Here is an 18,685-nt window from a genome sequence, read left to right on the forward strand (position 1 = left end):
GCCCCATGTCTCCCGAGTCCCCCACTTCGGCCCGTGTGAAGATCTGCGGGCTCAGCACCGAAGCGACTCTCACCGCCGCGCTGGAGGCCGGGGCGGACTGGATCGGCCTCGTGCATTTTCCGCGCAGTCCGCGGCATGTGACGTTGGCGCAGGCCGCTACCCTGTCGGTCCTGGCGCGCGGGCGGGCCGAGCGTGTGGTCCTGCTGGTCGATCCGGACGATGATGTGATCGCTGCGGCCGTCGCCGCCGTGGATCCGGACCTGATCCAGCTCCACGGCCGCGAGAGTCCCGCGCGCGTGGCCGCGATCCGGGCCCTCGCCGGCCGTCCGGTGATGAAGGCGCTCGGCATCGCGACCAGAGCGGATCTCGCGGTCTTGCACGACTATGCGTCGGTGGCCGACCGGATCCTCCTCGATGCCAAGGCGCCGCCGGACGCGGCGCTGCCCGGCGGCAACGGTCGCCGCTTCGACTGGGAGATCCTGCGCGGTGCCGCTCTTCCACCCGGCACGATGCTGTCGGGTGGCCTCGACGCCGGGAACGTGGCCGAGGCCCTAATGCGGACAGGGATCGGCGCAGTCGATGTCTCTTCGGGGGTCGAAGTGGCGCCCGGCGTGAAGGATCCGGATAAAATCGCGGCCTTCGTGATGGCCGCGCGCGCCGGCATGAACCTGCCGGTGACGCGTTAGCGGGTTCAGGAGTCGTCCGCCACCGGATCAGGGAACGGTCGCAGGCCAAGCCCGTGCCGAACGCGACGAGCCCCGCTCTCCTGTAAGCACGAGGGGGATCGTCGCGGCTGGGGCACCCGCTGTCCGGCCCCACGCAACCTGACCGGCAATCGCCCTAGCGCGGTGCCGGCAGGGCTGCGCGGCCTGTATTCGGCACCGTGTAGGCGCCGGACGTCTCGCTCTCCGGTGCGTAGGTCCGCAACCGCGTGGCTTCGCGCTCGTAGCGGACCGCCTCGCGGCGATGGTAGCGCGCCCGCGCCCGGGTCTTGCCCTGACCGAGCCAAGTGAAGATGCCGCCGACCACGATGCCGAGCGCCACTGCGCCGAACAGGATCGCGTAGAGAGGCAGGTCGACGCTGAAGACGGGCGCGTCCGGGTTGAATGGGTCTAACGAGAGCCGTACTGGCGCGCGGTTGGCGACCGCCAGCAGGATCACCACGGCCGCGATCGGCAGGAGCACGAGGCTCTTCAGAAAACGGATCATCGCGCTCTCAGGTCCTTCCTACTCGGCGGCCGAGGCGGTCTCGCCGATGCCCGCCGCGTTAAGGCGTTGGCGCATCTCCTTGCCGGTCTTGAACACGGGGATCGCCTTCTCGGACACGGCAACGGCGGCACCCGTGCGTGGGTTGCGTCCCCTGCGCGCCTCTCGGCGCTTCACCGAAAAGGCGCCGAAGCCGCGCAGCTCCACCCGGTCGCCGCGGGCCAGCGCGTCGGAGATGGTGTCGAGGATGGCGTTGACCAGGATCTCCACGTCACGCTGGTAGAGATGCGGGTTCTGCTCGGCGATCTTGAGGACGAGCTCCGACTTGATCATGGCGTCTGGTCTTCTCGCGGGATCGGGGCGGGCTACGTGAGAGCGCGGGGTCAGGGTTCCGGACGCCAGAGGGCGAGGAGGCCGCCGCGGGCAGCTTGCGCCTCCGCGCCGACGGTCCGGATCCGGGCCGCGAGGCCGTCGAGGCCCAGGAGATCGGCGCCGACGCCGGCCGCCGACCAGAGGGAGAAATCGCTCTCCGACCGCGGCTTCCAGTCCTTAACGGGGAGGTCCTTCGGGACCCCGCGGGCGCTCTCGAGCCACGCCACGGCCTGTCGCTCGCTGCCGAGTTCGTCCACGAGCTTCAGAGGCACGCTCTGGCGCCCGCTGAACACGCGGCCGTCCGAGACCGTGCTGAGCTGGTTTGGATCCATGCCCCGGCGCTCGGCCACGAGGCCTTTGAACCACGCGTAGGTGTCGCCGACCACGGCGGCGAGCGCCGCGCGCGCCTCCGGCGAGGTCGGGGTGAAGCCCGACGGCTCGGCCTTCAGCGGCGAGGATTTCACGGATTCGACCTTGACCCCGACCTTGTCGAGGAGCCCCGAGACGTCCGGGTACTGGAACAGCACGCCGATCGAGCCGACGAGGCTGGTCTCGCGCGCCACGATGTGGTCGGCCGCGATGGCGGTAATGTAGGCGCCGGATGCGGCGGTGCCGTCCACGAAGGCGACGATCGGCTTCTTGGCAGCCAGCGCCCGCAGGTTTCGGAAGATCTCCTCCGAGCCTGTGGTGGTGCCGCCGGGCGAGTTGATCGAGACGACCACGCCCTTCACGGCGTCGGCATCGCCGACCCGCTTCATCAGCTTGGCGGTGGCCTCGCTGCCGGCGATGAAGCCCGAGACGGAGATGCGGGCGATCTGCGGCCGCACCGCGAACGCGCCCTCCGCGCCGGTCCGGACGCGGTAGCCGAGGGCGCCGACCGCGACGATCAGACCGCCGATCCCGAGCACGCGCCACAGGGACAGCCTGCGGCGCAGGCGCCGCCGGTCAATCAGCAGTTCGGCGTCGGCTGCCATGCGGTCGCTTCCCTTCAAGCCCCCGGCCGGCCCCGCGACGGGGTGCGGGAGCACGCCCCAAGCCGGGCAAGTCCTTGGTTTCCTTCGGCTCGCCCGGTCCGCGCCGGGTGAGGCCGGTGTTCTAGAGCATTTTTCGCGGAGGTGGATACGGGGCGGGCGAAGAAAATGACGGCACTGCCCATCCCTGTCGCGCCGGATGCCGGCCGACCCGGACGTTATCCGCTGGCGACAACCTTGAATTGGCGGATGGAAAAAAGAACCCGCGCCGGACCTGGGTCCGGCGCGGGTCTGAACGTTGAGGCTATACCGCCCGGACTGGCCGGGCGGCCGTTGCCATCACTCGTCGTCGGAGCGCTTCTTGTTGAAGGCGGCGCCGAGGATGTCGCCGAGCGAGGCGCCCGAATCGGCGGAGCCGAACTGGGCCATCGCTTCCTTCTCCTCGGCGACCTCGAGGGCCTTGATCGAGACCTGCACGCGGCGGGCCTTCCGGTCGAACTGGACGACGCGGGCGTCGAACTTCTCGCCGGTGGCGAAGCGCTCGGGGCGCTGGTCGCCGCGGTCGCGGGCGAGCTCGGCGCGGCGGATGAAGGTCTGCATGTCGGTGTCGACGATCTTCACCTCGACGCCGGCATCCTTCACCTCGACCACCTCGCAGGTGACGATCTGGCCCTTCTTGATCTCGCCGGCCTCGGCGAAGGGGTCACCGCCGAGCTGCTTCACGCCCAGCGAGATCCGCTCCTTCTCGACGTCGACGTCGAGAACCTGGGCGCGGACCATGTCGCCCTTCTTGAACTCCTCGATGACCTGCTCGCCGGGACGGTTCCAGTCGAGATCCGACAGGTGGACCATGCCGTCGACGTCGCCTTCGAGGCCGATGAACAGGCCGAACTCGGTCTTGTTCTTGACCTCGCCCTCGACCTCGGAGCCGACCGGGTGCTTCTCGGCGAAGGCCTCCCAGGGGTTCTGCAGGGTCTGCTTGAGGCCCAGGCTGATGCGGCGCTTGACCGGATCGACCTCCAGGATCTGAACCTCGACCTCCTGGGAGGTGGAGACGATCTTGCCCGGATGGACGTTCTTCTTGGTCCAGCTCATCTCGGAGACGTGGATCAGGCCCTCGATCCCCGGCTCCAGCTCCACGAAGGCGCCGTAGTCGGTGATGTTGGTCACGCGGCCCTTGAGCTTGGCGCCCTCGGGGTAGCGGGCGGCGATGCCCTCCCACGGATCGGCCAGCAGCTGCTTGATGCCGAGCGAGATGCGGTGCGTCTCGTGGTTGATCTTGATGATCTTGACCTTGACCGTCTGGCCGATGGTCACGACCTCGGACGGGTGGTTCACGCGGCGCCACGCCATGTCGGTGACATGCAGCAGGCCGTCGATCCCGCCGAGGTCGACGAAGGCGCCGTACTCGGTGATGTTCTTGACGACGCCGTCGATGACCTGACCTTCCTCAAGGTTGGCCACCAGCTCCGAGCGCTGCTCGGCGCGGCTCTCCTCGAGCACGGTCCGGCGCGACACGACGATGTTGCCGCGGCGGCGATCCATCTTGAGGATCTGGAACGGCTGCGGGGTGCCCAGCAGCGGGGTGACGTCGCGGACCGGGCGGATGTCGACCTGCGAACGCGGCAGGAACGCCACGGCGCCGTCGAGGTCGACCGTGTAGCCGCCCTTGACCTGGTTGAAGATCGTGCCGGTAACGCGGTCGTTGTTCTCGAACGACTTCTCGAGCTTGACCCAGCTCTCCTCGCGGCGCGCCTTGTCGCGCGAGATCACGGCCTCGCCAAGCGCGTTCTCGATCCGGTCGACGTAGACCTCGACCTCGTCGCCGACCTTCAGCTCGCCCTCGCGGCCGGGACCGGTGAATTCCTTGAGCGCGACACGGCCTTCCGTCTTGGCGCCGATGTCGATGACGGCCACGTCCTTCTCGATCGCGACGACGCGACCCTTGACGACGGACCCTTCAGTGATCTCGTGTTCGAGGAAGCTCTCCTCGAGGAGGGCTGCGAAATCCTCGCGGCTCGGGCCACGCCCCAGAGCGGTACCTGCGGTCATTCTGTCTCCTGAACGGCCTCCGGCGGAGGCCCGTTGCGTCGGCGGCTCGCGTTGCAGGCACCCCCGCTCGCCGCGGCCTTCCCGGAGTCTTTCGGGAGAGGCGGCCGGTCCCGCGGGACCCGGCTTGCCGACGCGTCGATACGGATGACGAGGGCGGTCCATCCGGGGTTCGGCGGGCGACGAGCGCGCGCGAGCATGTCCGGAAAGACCGGCGTGCCATACAGCAACGGCCCTGTGACTTCAACCGAAAGGGATTTTCGGCGCTGGACCGCGTGACGAGACCGCGGCCACGTGCCAGTCTTGCCTCGGGCCGGATCGCCGCGATACGTCCGCGAACCGGAGCCGTGTCCCGGCTTCCTGCGGTTCGGCCTCCTGCAAGGTCCGTCGTGTTAGCCGACCGGCGCCGGTGCGGGGCTCGACCGTCCGCGGACCGTTATGGGGGAAGAGAACGTGTCGCGCTTCGATGTCAGGCCCCGCTCGGACGGCCGGTCAGCCCCCTCATCGATCCCGACCGCGTGGTGCGAGGCCTGAGGGTCCGATGCCGAACGGCTACAACGCACCGATGGAGATGCTGGCGCGCAAGCTCGACAGCGTCACGCGCTTGGCCGATGCCGAGCGCGCCGCCCTCCTGAACCTGCCGCATACGGTCCGGAACCTGCCGGCCCGTCACGACATCGCCCGTTTTTCCGAGAGGCCGAATCAGTGCTGCCTAGTGCTCCAGGGCTGGGTGACCCGCTACGCCGCGCTCACTGACGGCGACCGCCAGATCCTGTCGTTCTACGTCGCGGGCGACATGCCCGATCTGCAGAGCCTGCACCTGCATCACATGGATCACAACCTCGCCACGTTGACGGCCGCGGTCATCGCGTTCATCCCGCACGACGAGTTGCGACCGCTCCTGCGGCGACATCCCGACCTCGCGAGCGCCTTGTGGCGCGACACGCTGATCGACGCGGCGCATTATCGCGAGCGGATCACCAGCCTGGGCCGGAGGCAGGCGCTGGGCCGCGTCGCGCACCTGTTCTGCGAGCTGTTCCTCCGGCAACAGGCCGTCGGATTGACGACGGGGCTGAGCTGCCCCCTGGCGCCGAAGCAGTCGGAGCTGGCGGACGCGCTCGGTCTCACCAGCGTCCACCTCAACAGGGTTCTGCGGACGCTGCGCCAGCGCAAGCTGGTCGCCCTGTCGGGCGGCGTCCTGACGATCGAGGATTGGGACGCGCTGACGGCGGTGGCCGAGTTCGATCCGACATTCCTGCATCAGCGCAACAACGAGCCGGCCGTCCGGGAGGCGGCCGTGCCCGCTTAGGGTCCTCCAGTGCCTCAGGCCGCGCGGTCGAACGCGTCCCGCGCGTCGGCGAGCGCATCCGTGTGGACGTCGAACTGAACGAGATGTGCGGCGCCGAAGCTTGTGGTGAGAGCGCAGTCGGTTGCGTCGCGGCCGCGGGCCATGACGATGCGGCCGATGCGGGGGCGGTTGTGCCGGGCGTCAAACGTGTACCAGCGCGGCCCGTCCGGCCCGTCGAGATAGACCTCAAACCACGCCGAGAAGTCCATCGGGGCCGGATCCTTCGGCACACCGATATCGCCGAGGTAGCCGGTGGCGTAGCGCGCCGGGATGTTCATGCACCGGCACAGCGTGATCGCCAGATGCGCGAAGTCCCGGCACACGCCAACCTGCTGAGTATAGCCGTCAAACGCCGTGCGGGTGGCGTCGGCTTGCTGATAGTCGAAGCGCAGGCGGTGATGGGTGTAGTCCACGATGGTCTGGACCCGCGCCCAGCTCTCCGGCGTGCCGCCGAACAGGGACCAGGCGATGCCCGACAGCTTGTCGGTGTCGCAGTAGCGCGAGCCCAGCAGATAGACCAAGACGTCGTCGGGCAGGTCCTGAACGGCGATCTGCCGGGCCTGCGGCGCCTGATCGTCCGGCAGTCCGGAATCAGCGATGATGAAGTCGGTCGCCATTGTGATCCGGCCGCCAGGCGCGATGATGCGCGTGCAGACGTTGCCGAACCCGTCGCGGTGCTGATGGGCTGACACCGGCGGGTCGAAGGTGATCACCTCGGGGATCACCAGATCGCTCTGATGCTCCGGGCGCACGTTCAGGAGCAGGTTCATCGGGGTCGGGCCGAACGTGTCAAACGCGATCGTGAAGCCGGTACGGATGTGCATCGTGCGAAGACCGTGTGCGGTGTCGGCGGCGGAACGCCCCGGAGACCGAAAGTTGCAATACAGGGCCGGTCAAATCGCGAAGCACAGCCGAGTTCCGACAATTCGTGCGGATTCGGTCGATTCCGGCGCCTCAATATCTGGCACGCTTGGCTGAAGTCTGTGCGGCGTCGACCCCTCTCGGTTCGCAGGGCCCGGTCGCACCGCGGATCTGCCCAGCGCGGCGTCATGTTGCATCGCACAGGGCAGGCTCGTATCCCTGATGATCCCCGCCTCCGGACCGGCGATTCCCGCCGCAGAGGCAAGCCGGCAGACGATCGACTCCGATGACGCCCGAAAAGCTCTCCCTGCCCAAGGACAAGATCCGGGTCCTGCTGCTCGAAGGCATCAACGACAGTGCCGTCTCGCTCATGCAGGCGGCCGGCTACACCAATCTCACGCGCTTGCCGAAGGCCCTTGACCGGGAGGCACTCCACGAAGCGCTGCAGGGCGTGCACATGGTCGGCATCCGCTCGCGGACGCAGCTCGACGCTGCGGCGTTCGAGGCCGCGGACCGACTTCTGGCGGTGGGCTGCTTCTCGGTGGGCACGAATCAGGTCGACCTGCAGGCGGCGCGCGATCGGGGCATCCCGGTCTTCAACGCGCCGTTCTCCAACACCCGGTCGGTGGCGGAACTGACCATCGGCGAGATCGTGATGCTGCTGCGCCGCATCGTGCCGCGCTCGGTGGGCGCGCATGCCGGTCGCTGGGACAAGTCGGCCGCGGGCTCCCTGGAGGTCCGGGGCAAGACGCTCGGGATCGTCGGCTACGGCAATATCGGAACCCAGCTCTCCACGCTGGCCGAGGCCATGGGCATGCGGGTGCTGTTCTACGATCACACCGACAAGCTGCGCCACGGCAACACAGAACCAACCGAATCGCTTCACGCGCTGCTCGCCCAGAGCGATGTGGTCTCCCTCCACGTGCCGGAGACCGACGCAACCGCGAACATGATCGGCGAGGCTGCGATCCGGGCGATGAAGCCCGGTGCCTTCCTGATCAACAACGCCCGGGGCACCGTGGTCGATCTCGACGCCCTGGCGGCGGCACTGCGCGATGGCCACCTCAAGGGTGCAGCGGTCGACGTCTTTCCGGCGGAGCCCGGCTCCAACGCGGAGGCCTTCGTCAGCCCACTCCAGGGCATCGAGAACGTGATCCTCACGCCTCATATCGGCGGCTCGACCGAGGAGGCGCAGGAGCGCATCGGCTCCGAGGTGGCGCGCAAGCTCGTGGATTATTCCGACATCGGTTCCACGGTGGGCGCGGTGAACTTCCCGCAGGTACAGCTCCCGGCTCGCCCGACCGGCACCCGCTTCATCCATGTCCAGCGCAACCTGCCGGGCATGCTGGGGCGCCTGAACGACGTGTTTTCCCGCGGGCACGTCAACATCGCCGCCCAGTTCTACCAGACCGACGGCGAGGTCGGTTACGTGGTGCTGGAAACCGACGCCACTGACGCCGACGCCGAGGCGCTGCTCGTGCAAATCCGGGCGATCCCCGGTACCATCCGCGCCCGGCTGCTCTACGAGCGTCGCTGAGCCGTCACCGCGCGTACACTGACCCCCGAACGATTCGCCCCTTGGGCCGTTATGGCCGTGTTCGACTTGCGCGACCCGGCCGGTCGCTGTTCAAGTCAGGCGCGGCCTTTGCGGATCAATCGGCCGGTTGGCGGAGGATGAGCAGTGACGAAGCGTATTGGGCGCGCCTGGACCGGTATCCTGCTCGGCATTGCCGGCACGGCTTCGGTGGTCTCGGGCGCTTCGGCCGATTGCCTGCGCCGCGTCTACAACCGGTCGGGCCTCGTGCTGGTGGCGCGTCAGGACGGCGGGCCGCCCGCCACGGTGCTGCCGGGCCAAGCGCTGTCGCTGCGGCTGTCGCGGCCAGGCCAGATCAACCTGTCGGCCTATTGCGGCATCCCCGATGCGGGCGGTGCGCCGGTGCTGCAGAGGACCTTCGACTACGAGGCGGTGATCGACCGCTGCTTCGTGCGATTCGGCGGCGACCTGTTCGTCCCGCAGATCGGACGCGGTTTCATCGGCCTTCAGGAGACGGCGCCGTTCACGGTGAACAACCCGCGCCAGGGTGACATCGTCCTCGGACCGGGCGCCCAACCGTCCTGCGCGGTGCCGGCCGTCGTCCTGAACCGTCGCGGCTGACCGCTCAAAGATAGTGGCGGAACACGACGCGCCCGTCCTCGGCGCTGCCGGGCGGCGGGGGTGTTATCGGCCCGATGATGGGGCTCGCCAGGCGCAGGGCTATGAGGCCGAGGGCAGCGAGCGCCGGGGCGATGAACCGGAACGGCCGAGAAATCATGGACGCCTCCGTCGCGAGGGTGCCGGGCCGGAAGGCGTCCTGAACGCAACCCCGGTCTGCACGTGCAGCATCGCACCGCGTCACGAGCTTCGCCGTGTCGAAGCGCACATCGGTGACGTACATCGGTGGCGTGATGAGGCCTGTTGCCGGAGACCGCCCGACCGCCCCGTCCGTCCGGTTCGCGTTACGGTCGTCGTTCCGCGTTCGTGAGGTCGCTGGCTTGTGGGCGGATGCGCACCTATGCTGCCCCGTGTGGAGGGCCGCTCGGGCGGCAACGACGGCCCCCTAGGAAACGATTGCGTGAACGAGGACGCGCGTATGCTCACCCAGACAGGCACTTCGATCCTTCGTGGGGATCTCGGCGTCGAGGAGACCATTGAGTCCGATAATATCGTCCGCTGGGACGGCGAGCGGCTGTACGTGGAGCAGGACGTCTACCACAACGGACAGCTGGTGCACCGCAAGTATCGCCGCACCGTCACCGAACCGGTGGCTCAGGCGCTCTGGACGATCATCAACCGCGCGAAGCAGTAGCGCGCGCCGGGTTCGCGCTCGGGACCTCCGGGACGAATTGGCGCCTCGGAGGGTCCGAGATCGAGCTAGGCGGCGACGGCGACCGGGGCCTCGACGAGCGCCAGATGCGCGGCGGGCAACGCCTCCAGACGATCATGGGCGTTGTTGAAAGCCGCGCGGATCGTGGCGCTGGCATCCTCGACGGCGTTCAGAACCGCCAGTTTCTGGGTCGCGGCGCGGTCCGCGATGCTCTGGGCGGCGGTGATCAAGGCCTGTTCCAAGTTCAGGAACTCGGTCTCCGCATTCTTCCCACTCTCACGCGCGGCAAACGCGAGGCGCTCGAGCACGGCTTCCAGGGCATGACGCAGGACAAGTGTCCGCACGCGCTCTTGAAAGAGCGCCCTCTCGTCGATCTTCATCGGGGTGTGTCCGGGGTTCGGCAACACAGCCAAGCTCCCACACTTCGGCCGACTCGGCAGCCACTTTTTTGCAACAGCTTAATACTGTCTCGCGGCGCCGCGAGACCATTCACTTGACGAGGCGGTTGCGAAGTCGTTCGCGGGATCTGCAGGCTTTGATCGAGAGTTCTCCGGCCTGAATTGAATCAAATCGCTGGTTCATCGCGTTGTATCTTGGAAGCTGGATTGTCTCTGCAACAAATTCCGCACATTTGAGCGCTCAGAAATAGCGCTTCAGGAGCGACCGTGCGGGCCGCAGCCTCCCATCCGGCGCCCTGCCGCCGAAGACTCCCTATTCCAAGGGGTCGGTCGGCATCCGGTCGATCGAGGAGCGGGGCTGACAGCCATCGCTTCAGTAGGGTGTCCCACGCTGGCGTCGGTCTCGCAGCGCCTCAGCGTACCATTCCAACTCGTCGAGGAAACGTTTTGCGGAGGCCTCGAGCCACGGCTCTGCGGGCGCGCCGGCATCGTCGATGGCTTTCTGCAGGCGTGGGATCGGCAGCAGCGACGGGATGCTGGGCATGCCCATCTCGGCCAGCATCGCACGGAGCGGCATCGCCGCGCGAACCCCGCCGTATTGACCGGCCGAGTAGCAGCAGATCGCTGACGGGCGCCAGTAATACTCCTCCAGGAAGTGATCGAGGACGTTGGAGAGCGCCGGCGGAACGCCGTGATTGTACTCGGCAGAGACCACGAGGAACGCGTCGGACCGGCGGTACAGATCGGCAAGCCGGCTCAGGGGCTCCGGCGCCGTCCCGGCGGGATATTCCTTGTACATGCGATCGAGCAGCGGAAGCTTGAGCGCGGCCGGGTCGACCAGCGGGGCCGCGTGTCCGCGCGCCTCCAGCCGCGCCATTAGGAAGCGGGCCGCGCGGATACCGATCCGGTCCGTCCGGACGCTGCCGAGGATGACGGGTACGGTGAGGGACATGGCGGCCTCCGGTCGGCCCGATCATGCCAGAGACGCGCGCGCCGCTCCAGGCGTCGCCGGCGACTGGACGGCTCAGGCCTTCGACGGGCTGGTGAGCGCGGCGGCCGCGATCCCTGCCGGGCCGCCGCTCGCATAAGCAGCGATGGCCTTGGTGATCTGCTGCAGGAACGATTGCAGGCCGTCGCCGAGATCGTTCACCGAGGTCGTCGCGGTCGTCGAGGCCGAGGCGGACGTCGCTGTGACGTCCGTCGCGCTTCCGGACTGGCCGGCCTGCGTGGCATCCGTCGCATCGGCCGCGCTCGCGCGTGCGTGATGCCGGTGATGACGCACCGGAGCGGTGCCGTCCGCGCCCTGGCTCGCATCCGTGCCGTCACCGGTCGCGGAAACCTTGCCGCCACTCGACCCGTCTGCAGGCACCGCGACGCCGTTCTGCAGGCCCATCTGGCTGAAATCGGATTGCAGCTGCAGGAGCGAGGCCATGAGGTCGTTCGACAGCGCCGGCGTCGACGCCGCCGTGCCGGGCTGGGAGGCGCTGCCCGTGCCCTGCGTGGAGCCCGCATTCTGGCTCGGCGGCGTGAAGGTGCTGCTGTCGACCTCCTGGACGGCGGCAGCGCGAGTGAGGCGCAGCGCCCCGGCGAGGTCCCGTTGCAGGGACGTGCCCGATACCGAATTCACCGACATGAGATGCCCTCGCGACCGTTGACGGTGCGGGCACGCATGCCGCGTTCCAGAATTTCGCCAGTGTTTTCAGTAGCTCGGCTGGTGGCAGAGCGGGCAGGATCCGCCGCGCGGCAAGATTTGCCGCTTCGCCCTACCAAGCCGTCAGCAGGCGGATCGGAACCGTGCCGGAGCTTCGCGCACTCGCGAAGAAGGCCAGAAGCGCGACCGCATTCAGCAGCACGCAGAGCAGGAACAGGAAGCCCAGGCCCTCCGTCACCGCCTCCGCGCGCCGGCCGGCCTTCTGGATGAGGATGCAGCCCAGGGTGAAGACCGAGGCCAAGATCAGAGGCACGCCGAGGAGGGGCTGCGTCACCGGACCGGAACCTCCCGCTCGCTTGCCGCGATGAGCGCCAGCTCGCTGAGGCCGAGGGCCGCGAGGAGGAGCCGGTCCCGGGCCGGCTCGTCCCTGAGCAGGGCGGCCGCACCGACGAAGCTGAGCGCGCCCAGGGCGTCGCAGGCGAGGTGCGTCCGCATCGAGAGTACCGGTACGAGGCCGCCCTCGTAGCGCGTGAGGACCGTGTAGGCATAGTGCCAGACGGGCCCGACCCGCATGATCCGGCGGGCGGCGGGGCCCCGCCGCCGCGAGAGCGCGGCGATCAGGGCCGGGAACAGGTAATCGCTCACGGCGTGCACGCGGCTCGGGATCATCGCGCTGGCGTCCTTGTCAGGAGGGTTTCGGTCAGGACGCCTTCGGCGTTGTGCTGGCATCGCCGAGGCGGCGCAGGTTTTCGGGCGGCGTCTCGGCCTCGGTGGCCTCCACGGAGGCCGTCCTGCCGCCGCTCACGGAGTCGAGACGCGCGTGGCCGGAGGCGGTGCGCACCGTCTCCGCCTGCCAGCCCAGATCGGAGTCGCGCTCGCGTTGAAGCTCCGCCGGACGGGCGAGATCCCGCGCCTCGTCCTGACCGAGATCCTGGCCGTTGCGGTCGGCGGACGCGCTGAACGCCCGGAGGTTCGGGCGCTCGGAGCCCTTCGGGTCGTCTGAAGTTTGGGCCACGGATGGTCTCTCGTTCGGGTCCGGTTCGGATCTCAGAGGATCGGCTTGCCGCCCGTCACCGCGATGGTGGCGCCCGACACGTAGCTGGATTCCGGGCTGGCCAGCAGGACGTAGACCGGCGCGAGTTCACAGGGCTGGCCCGGCCGCTTCATCGGCACCTGGGTGCCGAACTGGCGCATCTTCTCCTCCGGCATCGTGGAGGGGATGAGCGGCGTCCAGACCGGGCCCGGCGCGACGCAGTTCACCCGGATCTCGCGCTCCGCGAGCATCTGGGCGAGGCCGCCGGTGAAGTTCTGGATCGCCCCCTTGGTGGTGGCGTAGGCCAGTAGCTGCGGGCTGGGGGTGTCGGCGTTCACCGAGGTCGTGTTGATGATGGTGCCGCCCGCTTTCATGTGCGGCAGGGCGGCCTTCACTAGGTAGAACATGGCGTGGATGTTGGTCGCAAAGGTGACCTCCCACTCCTCGTCCGAAATCTCCTCCGGGTTGGCGAAGGTCTTCTGGTGCGCGGCGTTGTTGACGAGCACGTCGACCTGCCCGAACGCTTCGACCGCCCTGTCGACGATGGCCCGGCAGTGCTTCGGATCCTTGACGTCGCCGGGGAGCGGGATCGCCGTCCGCCCGGCCGATTCCACGAGGCGGCAGGTCTCCCGGGCATCCTCATGCTCGTCGTAGTAGCTCACCAGCACGTCGGCGCCCTCGCGGGCGAAGGCTAGCGCCACCGCCCGGCCGATGCCGCTGTCCGCGCCCGTGATGATCGCCTTGCGCCCAGACAGGCGGTCCGAGCCTCGGTAGTGCGCTTCGCCGTAATCCGGCCGCGGGTCCATGTCGGCGTCCCGACCCGGAGGGGTCAGCGGACGCTGCCGGTCGAAGGGCGGCTTCGGAAAATACGTCATGGTCGCGCTTCTCTCGGTCTGAAGGCCGGCGACGACATCTCGCGGGAGGGATCGACGCGCAGGGCGTCGCGCAGATCCGCGACGGCGATACGGGGAACCCGGTCCGCCAGTGCGTCGCGGAGACCGGTATTGCCCCGGAAACCCGGCACACCCGACATTGTTTCGCCGCCGCGCGCCAGTTCGACGCCGCAGCCCGGTCGTTCCGCGCGTCCTCGCAATAGAAGCGCTCGGCACAGGAGACTTTCAGGATCAGCAGCTCGGCATTAAAATGAATCTTCGTATTCCGTCCCGAGCGCGGCCGATCGTTCGACCAAGAACGTCACCGAAAGCTTGGCCTGGAGCGGTACCGTCCGGAACGATGCTTGGTGGTCCGGGTTTGCCAGTCATTCGGCAACGACGGGGTACACATGACGACCAAGCCACCGCCCGTTCCTCCGGCGAACCGCTCCGACAAGGGGCCCGGCAGCGCCCCGGAGGCGCCGCTCTCGCAGGGTCGCGCGGGTTCGCAGACGAAGGATCCCGAAAAGGTCGGTCAGGCCGGCAACGCGAAGGTGAACACCACAAACCAGGGCTACCAGCAGAATCGCTGAAGGCGATTGCCGCGGCGCCGGCGCGCCGCGGCGTCCCGAAGGTTGGCTGAACTGCAGCGGAGATCGTAGATGGCGAATGCAAGTCGGCACAAGGTCGGCCCGGGTGCTCAGGGCAAGGGCGATGGGACCGGTGCCATGTCGGAGCTGCCCGAGGGCGTGCTGCCGGAGAACATGGTCCTGAGCAACCGTGACAAGTCCCGCCACACCGACGAGCGCGGACTCGACAGCAAGAACGTCCAAACGGAGCAGTATCAGGACCACGCCGGCAATCGACAGGTCTCGGCAGAGGGCGTTCTGGACGCGACCGGCAACACCAGCGGGCTCGCCAATCCGCAAACGGACGAGTCCGGCGAACAGAGCAGCCTCAGGAAGCAGCAGGGTTCGTAAGCCGTCCGCCGCGGGGTCGTTCGTGACCGGCGGGTCTTCTCGCCGCGACGGCCCCGCCTTTCATCTTCGACGGCGTGTGAACCCGGACCAGGAGTCGGAGGATGCTGCGAACGACATCGCTCGCGCTGGCGCTCGTGGCGGCGGCGACCGCTGCGGCCGACGCGCAGGCCGTGAACCCCACGCCGGGGACCGAGGCCGCACAGACCAACGGCCTCCTCCGGCGCGCCGGCCTGGATCCTCGTCGGCATCATCGTCGCCTTCGCGGTGCTCTACGCGCTCCGCGCGCGGCGGCGTCGGTAGAGGTCACATCGCGGGGCCGCGCGTTCCGCGGCGCTCTTCGCGCCTACGTGAGCGGAGGGCCGCTGGAAAGTAATCCTGATCGCCCGTACTGATCCCTAGGCATTTCCTGCAGACGTTCGCCGCCAGGGCCTTGAGGCGCGCGAACAGTACCGACGCGTCGGCATCCGTCTGCGGTATGTCGGGTTTTGAAGGGATGGCTCCCCGAGCAGGACTCGAACCTGCGACAAGGCGATTAACAGTCGGGGCGATGTCCTTGATCTGAAAGGATAGCGTTACCGGCCGCCGCTCTTTGGCGGCTCACGATATCGGGTTCGGTTTCCGTCGCATCCGCCGCGCTAATGGCTCTGCTTCTGATAGTCCACGAAGGCCGCCATGGCCTCGCAGACGTAGCCTGACACACGCTCCGCTTCCTCCTGTGGGAACGGCGAGGCGCCGTTCCGATCCAGCAGCACGCCGACGGCCGACTGGTTGCCAGGTAGCATATTCTCCGGCGCCATAACAAACGACCAGTCAGGGAACTCAGCCTGCAGGTACTCCCCAGGCGCATCATCCGTAGTTCATCCTCGATAATGCTTTTCGGTGCGGTCACGGGAAAAGACTTTGGATTTCGATCGCTCCCAGCTGGTATCGAGATGGACTGAACAGTCACCACGGTTGACCTCCGCTGCTGATGTTCCAGCTTCGTTCTCGTCCGCAAGGGGGTCAATCGAGTTCGAGGCAGCTGTGGAAAACTGCGGGGACAACGATCCACTGTGCGTTATTACCCACGCCCGGTGGATATCGCCGGCCAGGCACGCAACTTTCGCGTCTTGAAATGGTACAACATCAGCAACCGGAGATAATCCATGAGAGCTGATTTTACCGATCGACTTGCGAAGTTGCTGCTGATGCTCGGAAGTGATGTTGATGGCGAGGTCGTGAATGCCGCTCGTATGCTGGTGCGCACCCTTGCCTCCGAGGACATGGATCTCCACGATCTGGCGGCTGCACTGAAGCTGGCGCCGGGACGCATCGCGCCGGACAACATGGATCCGACCGCCCCATGGGCATACGGGCCTCGGCCCGAAAGCCCGAGCGAGGCTTGGGGACTCACGTGCGAGCGTGGGTACATGCGTCCCTGGAAATCACTGGCGTTCGAGCTGCTGAAGCTCAACCACAAGATTCCAAAGCGCTACGGCGGCAAATGTCTTATGCCACACCAAGTGCTGATCCTTCAGCGGATGCAGCAGGGCGGCCGTCCGACCATCGCCGAAGCCCACGCGATCCGGCTTATGGACAATTTGCTGCGGACCGCCCAGCGCGCCCAGGAAGCCGATCAGAGAAAGGCCGCATGAAGCTCCTCGTCTGCGGCGGTCGCGACGTCAATCGACAGGGTCTGATCTAGGACGCACTCGATGTTGTCCATAGGTGCGATCCCGTCTGCCTCGTGATCGCCGACGTAGCCCCCGGTGCCCACACAGAGGCGGACTGTTGGGCATCCGCCAGAGGCCTGGACCAGATCATCGTGCCGGCGAACTGGACCGGCCGCGGCAAGGCCGCCGGCCCGGTCCGGAATGAACGATCATCAAAATGTCCTTTTGCACGACATGATTGATCCTCAAACGATCTTGAAAAGGCTGGATGCCATGCTCCGGTCGATCAGCACGTTCGCATACTGGCCTGATCCCTCAGCTCCGAGTTGTTTCTCGCGATCGACTCGGCTGTAGCTGTCCGCGCCACCAATCCGGCGGTCTTCGAGTAGTGGCGACATTAGGCGAGGCGACCTGTAATCAACAAAGTACGATCTTGAAGGAAATATTCGTATAGATGACAACAGAAGTGAGATCAATCGTCGGCGTTCGAATAGAGTCAGGAATATTTCCATCACAACTCCATTGGTTCGGCGATAGGCTAAATTAAAGGGACAGGAGGGTTACATTAAGGCTCAGAACCACTTCCCTTACGCAGACGTGTCAAATCAAAATTATTTGTAAGTTTGTCCACAAATTTATCAAATAAACGATCATCACTCTCCCTTAACGCTTCCGTTATTAATTTGTCTCCCTTTTTAATTAGAAAATTTCGCTCCATGGATGTGAAGATCGCGATTGCATTTTTCATGGCGTCCCTCTCTCGAAAGCGAGCAGATGCCTCTAGAGCAAGGAACTTTGCTTCAAAATTTGTGATCTCATTTCTGAAATATCTGATCATGTTGCGATCTTCTCGGTACAAATTCAGAAAAAAGAAAGCTACTGTCTCGACTAGGATTACAAATGTTAGCCTCGGCAAAAATCCCAATATAAAAAGCGTGATATCAGAAACATTTGCTACATGGTTCTCGATGAAATATCCAACGTAAAACAGGTATCCCATTGACAACATGCCAACAGAAGAAAAAACAAGACCAATCAAGAGATTTATATTCGAATTTGCTCTTTGCTGCAAAAGTTGTATGTTCATGCCTTCGACCGAACGGATAAATATTTCGCGAATTTCTTTGATGTTATGTCCGATGTCTATAGCTGCGCCATATTTTTGCAGAATTTGATTTTCAAAAGACTTATAGACATCTGTTTCGAAGTGAACGCCAACTATCCTGTCCAGATCGGGCTCAATGCTTGCGATTACGTCAGAAGTCTCCCTGAGATCCCGCTGAGTAAGCGCTTCAACATGTTTCATCAACGCTTCATTAGATGCAATCAGCCTGTCAAGTTCTTTTGATGCGTGGTCTAATTCGCCGCCCAACTCTACGCGTGTTCTCGCGACTGGAGATATGATATCTAGACGCGTCGCTACAAACAGGAAAAATCCAATTAGTCCTGAGGTAAACGCAGCGTATACAAATAGTATGCCGATTGTTGGGTCATATGGCATATTCATTGTATACATTAAATATGTGCCAATTATGCCGAGAACACAAACCAAAAATATGGTCGCGTACAAACGCCAATTTAGGAGAATTGTTTTAGCAAAATCCCTATACGTAGTGCGTATAAAAGTTACGTCATCTGTCATTGCAGCACTTTCATTTCTCAAACCTCTCTTCATAAATGCACGTCTCTAAATTCTAGGCAATATGCAGCCTGCCTTTAGGAGCCTGCGTGAATGGAACCTATTTATAATTAATGTTGAGATTTTCGCTGTTTAGAAATTCGAGTACTTGAAATTTGGCACCAATCCGCCGTACAGAAATCTGGCTTTATTGGTGCTCAAAGATTTTTAGAGCCAACTTAGCGCCGTTTAGTGATTTATCTCGTTTTCTAGATTGCTGTTTTATCAGTATGGTGAGGGATAATTGGCGTGTAACGATCTGAAGCATGACCCACGAAGTCGTTCTCGACACCGAGACCACCAGCGCCGACGCCAGGGTTGATCGCATCATCGAAGTTGGCTGCGTCGAGCTGGTGAGCCATACCCAGACCGGCCGCACCTTCCACTGCTACATCAATCTGCCGAAGGGGGTGCACCTTAACGCCCTGGAGGTGTGTCCCCTATCTAACGGCGCCGCGCAGGAAAGCCGCAGTGCGCCGAAACCGGGCCAACTTTTCTGATGGCTACAAGCGAATCGGCTCGACGCATGCGGGTCGCGGATACGGCATTTGTCGCGACCCCTTCGCCGCAATCCTCGGCATTTGACTACATTTGCGAACCCTAGAATTTAATTAGAGAGCGCTGCTATAGCTGCGACGGCGGTAGGCCACGACGCATTTAGGCGCGAGATGTCAGCCAAGCGCTTTACGAGCCCCTTCGCTCGCCGACGTGAGAGCCGCACCCGCGTCGTACGGTGCATGTGCGCTGTCG

The 18,685-nt window shown here is 65.2% G+C and carries 25 protein-coding genes; 10 read left to right on the forward strand and 15 right to left on the reverse strand.

All coding sequences use genetic code 11. From position 1 onward, the window contains the following. Positions 1 to 5: 5 nt before the first annotated feature. The gene (locus tag MMSR116_RS05615) at positions 6 to 686 is read left to right on the forward strand and encodes a phosphoribosylanthranilate isomerase (protein ID WP_010683168.1); all 681 of its coding nucleotides are present in this window, start codon (positions 6 to 8) and stop codon (positions 684 to 686) included. Positions 687 to 840: 154 nt separating this feature from the next. Here MMSR116_RS05615 and MMSR116_RS05620 read toward each other — a convergent pair whose 3' ends face one another. From MMSR116_RS05620 to rpsA, 4 genes are all read right to left on the reverse strand, one after another. Next, entirely contained in the window at positions 841 to 1,209 is a 369-nt protein-coding gene (locus MMSR116_RS05620) for a LapA family protein (RefSeq protein ID WP_010683169.1), read from the reverse strand. An 18-nt stretch (positions 1,210 to 1,227) separates the two neighbouring features. Then, positions 1,228 to 1,539, reverse strand: coding sequence for an integration host factor subunit beta (locus MMSR116_RS05625; RefSeq protein WP_010683170.1), 312 nt, complete (start codon positions 1,537 to 1,539; stop codon positions 1,228 to 1,230). A 50-nt stretch (positions 1,540 to 1,589) separates the two neighbouring features. Further along, positions 1,590 to 2,552, reverse strand: coding sequence for a signal peptide peptidase SppA (gene sppA / locus MMSR116_RS05630; protein ID WP_010683171.1), 963 nt, complete (start codon positions 2,550 to 2,552; stop codon positions 1,590 to 1,592). 336 nt (positions 2,553 to 2,888) lie between these two features. Then, positions 2,889 to 4,601, reverse strand: a complete 1,713-nt coding sequence (rpsA, locus tag MMSR116_RS05635; protein WP_010683172.1) for a 30S ribosomal protein S1 — start codon at positions 4,599 to 4,601, stop codon at positions 2,889 to 2,891. 538 nt (positions 4,602 to 5,139) lie between these two features. Between rpsA and MMSR116_RS05640 the strand changes: the two genes are divergently transcribed. Continuing rightward, entirely contained in the window at positions 5,140 to 5,907 is a 768-nt protein-coding gene (locus tag MMSR116_RS05640) for a Crp/Fnr family transcriptional regulator (protein WP_010683173.1), read from the forward strand. Between the two features lie 14 nt (positions 5,908 to 5,921). Here MMSR116_RS05640 and MMSR116_RS05645 read toward each other — a convergent pair whose 3' ends face one another. Continuing rightward, the gene (locus tag MMSR116_RS05645; RefSeq protein WP_010683174.1) at positions 5,922 to 6,770 is read right to left on the reverse strand and encodes a transglutaminase-like domain-containing protein; all 849 of its coding nucleotides are present in this window, start codon (positions 6,768 to 6,770) and stop codon (positions 5,922 to 5,924) included. A gap of 323 nt (positions 6,771 to 7,093) precedes the next feature. Between MMSR116_RS05645 and serA the strand changes: the two genes are divergently transcribed. Together serA and MMSR116_RS05655 are read left to right on the forward strand one after the other, a co-directional pair. After that, positions 7,094 to 8,344 (forward strand): phosphoglycerate dehydrogenase, encoded by a 1,251-nt coding sequence (gene serA, locus MMSR116_RS05650; protein WP_010683175.1) that lies wholly within the window; start codon positions 7,094 to 7,096, stop codon positions 8,342 to 8,344. A 144-nt stretch (positions 8,345 to 8,488) separates the two neighbouring features. Next, positions 8,489 to 8,962 carry a hypothetical protein gene (locus MMSR116_RS05655; RefSeq protein ID WP_010683176.1) on the forward strand — a complete coding sequence of 158 codons (474 nt, stop codon included), beginning with the start codon at positions 8,489 to 8,491 and terminating at the stop codon, positions 8,960 to 8,962. 4 nt (positions 8,963 to 8,966) lie between these two features. Here MMSR116_RS05655 and MMSR116_RS31300 read toward each other — a convergent pair whose 3' ends face one another. Beyond that, positions 8,967 to 9,119 (reverse strand): hypothetical protein, encoded by a 153-nt coding sequence (locus MMSR116_RS31300; protein ID WP_191991874.1) that lies wholly within the window; start codon positions 9,117 to 9,119, stop codon positions 8,967 to 8,969. A gap of 318 nt (positions 9,120 to 9,437) precedes the next feature. On the opposite strand from MMSR116_RS31300, the gene MMSR116_RS05660 reads away from it, so the two are divergent. Next, positions 9,438 to 9,653 carry a hypothetical protein gene (locus MMSR116_RS05660; RefSeq protein WP_039892932.1) on the forward strand — a complete coding sequence of 72 codons (216 nt, stop codon included), beginning with the start codon at positions 9,438 to 9,440 and terminating at the stop codon, positions 9,651 to 9,653. A 65-nt stretch (positions 9,654 to 9,718) separates the two neighbouring features. Here MMSR116_RS05660 and MMSR116_RS05665 read toward each other — a convergent pair whose 3' ends face one another. The 3 genes from MMSR116_RS05665 to MMSR116_RS05675 all read right to left on the reverse strand — a co-directional run bounded on the left by MMSR116_RS05665 (position 9,719) and on the right by MMSR116_RS05675 (position 11,501). Continuing rightward, positions 9,719 to 10,051 (reverse strand): hypothetical protein, encoded by a 333-nt coding sequence (locus MMSR116_RS05665; RefSeq protein ID WP_010683179.1) that lies wholly within the window; start codon positions 10,049 to 10,051, stop codon positions 9,719 to 9,721. 391 nt (positions 10,052 to 10,442) lie between these two features. Next, positions 10,443 to 11,021 (reverse strand): NADPH-dependent FMN reductase, encoded by a 579-nt coding sequence (locus MMSR116_RS05670; protein ID WP_010683180.1) that lies wholly within the window; start codon positions 11,019 to 11,021, stop codon positions 10,443 to 10,445. Between the two features lie 72 nt (positions 11,022 to 11,093). After that, positions 11,094 to 11,501, reverse strand: coding sequence for a hypothetical protein (locus MMSR116_RS05675; RefSeq protein WP_244625605.1), 408 nt, complete (start codon positions 11,499 to 11,501; stop codon positions 11,094 to 11,096). On the opposite strand from MMSR116_RS05675, the gene MMSR116_RS31745 reads away from it, so the two are divergent. Further along, entirely contained in the window at positions 11,500 to 11,724 is a 225-nt protein-coding gene (locus tag MMSR116_RS31745) for a hypothetical protein (protein WP_244625606.1), read from the forward strand. The genes MMSR116_RS05675 and MMSR116_RS31745 overlap by 2 nt on opposite strands. 108 nt (positions 11,725 to 11,832) lie before the next feature. Here MMSR116_RS31745 and MMSR116_RS05680 read toward each other — a convergent pair whose 3' ends face one another. Genes MMSR116_RS05680 through MMSR116_RS05695 form a run of 4 tightly spaced genes read right to left on the reverse strand, consistent with a single transcriptional unit; the run spans position 11,833 to position 13,628 of the window. Continuing rightward, positions 11,833 to 12,054, reverse strand: coding sequence for a hypothetical protein (locus MMSR116_RS05680; RefSeq protein WP_010683182.1), 222 nt, complete (start codon positions 12,052 to 12,054; stop codon positions 11,833 to 11,835). After that, positions 12,051 to 12,389 (reverse strand): hypothetical protein, encoded by a 339-nt coding sequence (locus MMSR116_RS05685; protein ID WP_010683183.1) that lies wholly within the window; start codon positions 12,387 to 12,389, stop codon positions 12,051 to 12,053. The genes MMSR116_RS05680 and MMSR116_RS05685 overlap by 4 nt, the downstream gene beginning before the upstream one ends. A 31-nt stretch (positions 12,390 to 12,420) precedes the next feature. Beyond that, the gene (locus MMSR116_RS05690; RefSeq protein WP_010683184.1) at positions 12,421 to 12,735 is read right to left on the reverse strand and encodes a hypothetical protein; all 315 of its coding nucleotides are present in this window, start codon (positions 12,733 to 12,735) and stop codon (positions 12,421 to 12,423) included. A 32-nt stretch (positions 12,736 to 12,767) separates the two neighbouring features. Beyond that, entirely contained in the window at positions 12,768 to 13,628 is an 861-nt protein-coding gene (locus tag MMSR116_RS05695) for a glucose 1-dehydrogenase (RefSeq protein ID WP_010683185.1), read from the reverse strand. Between the two features lie 407 nt (positions 13,629 to 14,035). Here MMSR116_RS05695 and MMSR116_RS05700 point away from each other — a divergent pair, with 407 nt between their 5' ends. Together MMSR116_RS05700 and MMSR116_RS05705 are read left to right on the forward strand one after the other, a co-directional pair. Continuing rightward, complete coding sequence (locus MMSR116_RS05700) at positions 14,036 to 14,218, forward strand: hypothetical protein (protein ID WP_010683186.1); 183 nt, start codon at positions 14,036 to 14,038, stop codon at positions 14,216 to 14,218. Between the two features lie 69 nt (positions 14,219 to 14,287). Then, a complete protein-coding gene (locus MMSR116_RS05705) occupies positions 14,288 to 14,605 on the forward strand; it encodes a hypothetical protein (RefSeq protein WP_010683187.1) in 318 nt (105 codons plus the stop codon). Between the two features lie 635 nt (positions 14,606 to 15,240). Here the strand turns inward: MMSR116_RS05705 and MMSR116_RS05710 are convergent. Next, on the reverse strand, positions 15,241 to 15,387 hold the full coding sequence (locus MMSR116_RS05710; RefSeq protein WP_158168520.1) for a hypothetical protein: 147 nt from the start codon (positions 15,385 to 15,387) through the stop codon (positions 15,241 to 15,243). Between the two features lie 363 nt (positions 15,388 to 15,750). On the opposite strand from MMSR116_RS05710, the gene MMSR116_RS05715 reads away from it, so the two are divergent. Further along, positions 15,751 to 16,239 carry a hypothetical protein gene (locus MMSR116_RS05715; RefSeq protein ID WP_010683190.1) on the forward strand — a complete coding sequence of 163 codons (489 nt, stop codon included), beginning with the start codon at positions 15,751 to 15,753 and terminating at the stop codon, positions 16,237 to 16,239. A gap of 583 nt (positions 16,240 to 16,822) precedes the next feature. Here MMSR116_RS05715 and MMSR116_RS05720 read toward each other — a convergent pair. Next, positions 16,823 to 17,932 (reverse strand): hypothetical protein, encoded by a 1,110-nt coding sequence (locus tag MMSR116_RS05720; protein ID WP_158168522.1) that lies wholly within the window; start codon positions 17,930 to 17,932, stop codon positions 16,823 to 16,825. Positions 17,933 to 18,201: 269 nt separating this feature from the next. On the opposite strand from MMSR116_RS05720, the gene MMSR116_RS05725 reads away from it, so the two are divergent. Beyond that, entirely contained in the window at positions 18,202 to 18,435 is a 234-nt protein-coding gene (locus tag MMSR116_RS05725) for an exonuclease domain-containing protein (protein WP_010683194.1), read from the forward strand. Positions 18,436 to 18,685 lie beyond the last annotated feature (250 nt).

This window comes from Methylobacterium mesophilicum SR1.6/6, from assembly GCF_000364445.2.
Classification (GTDB): Bacteria; Pseudomonadota; Alphaproteobacteria; order Rhizobiales; family Beijerinckiaceae; genus Methylobacterium; species Methylobacterium mesophilicum_A.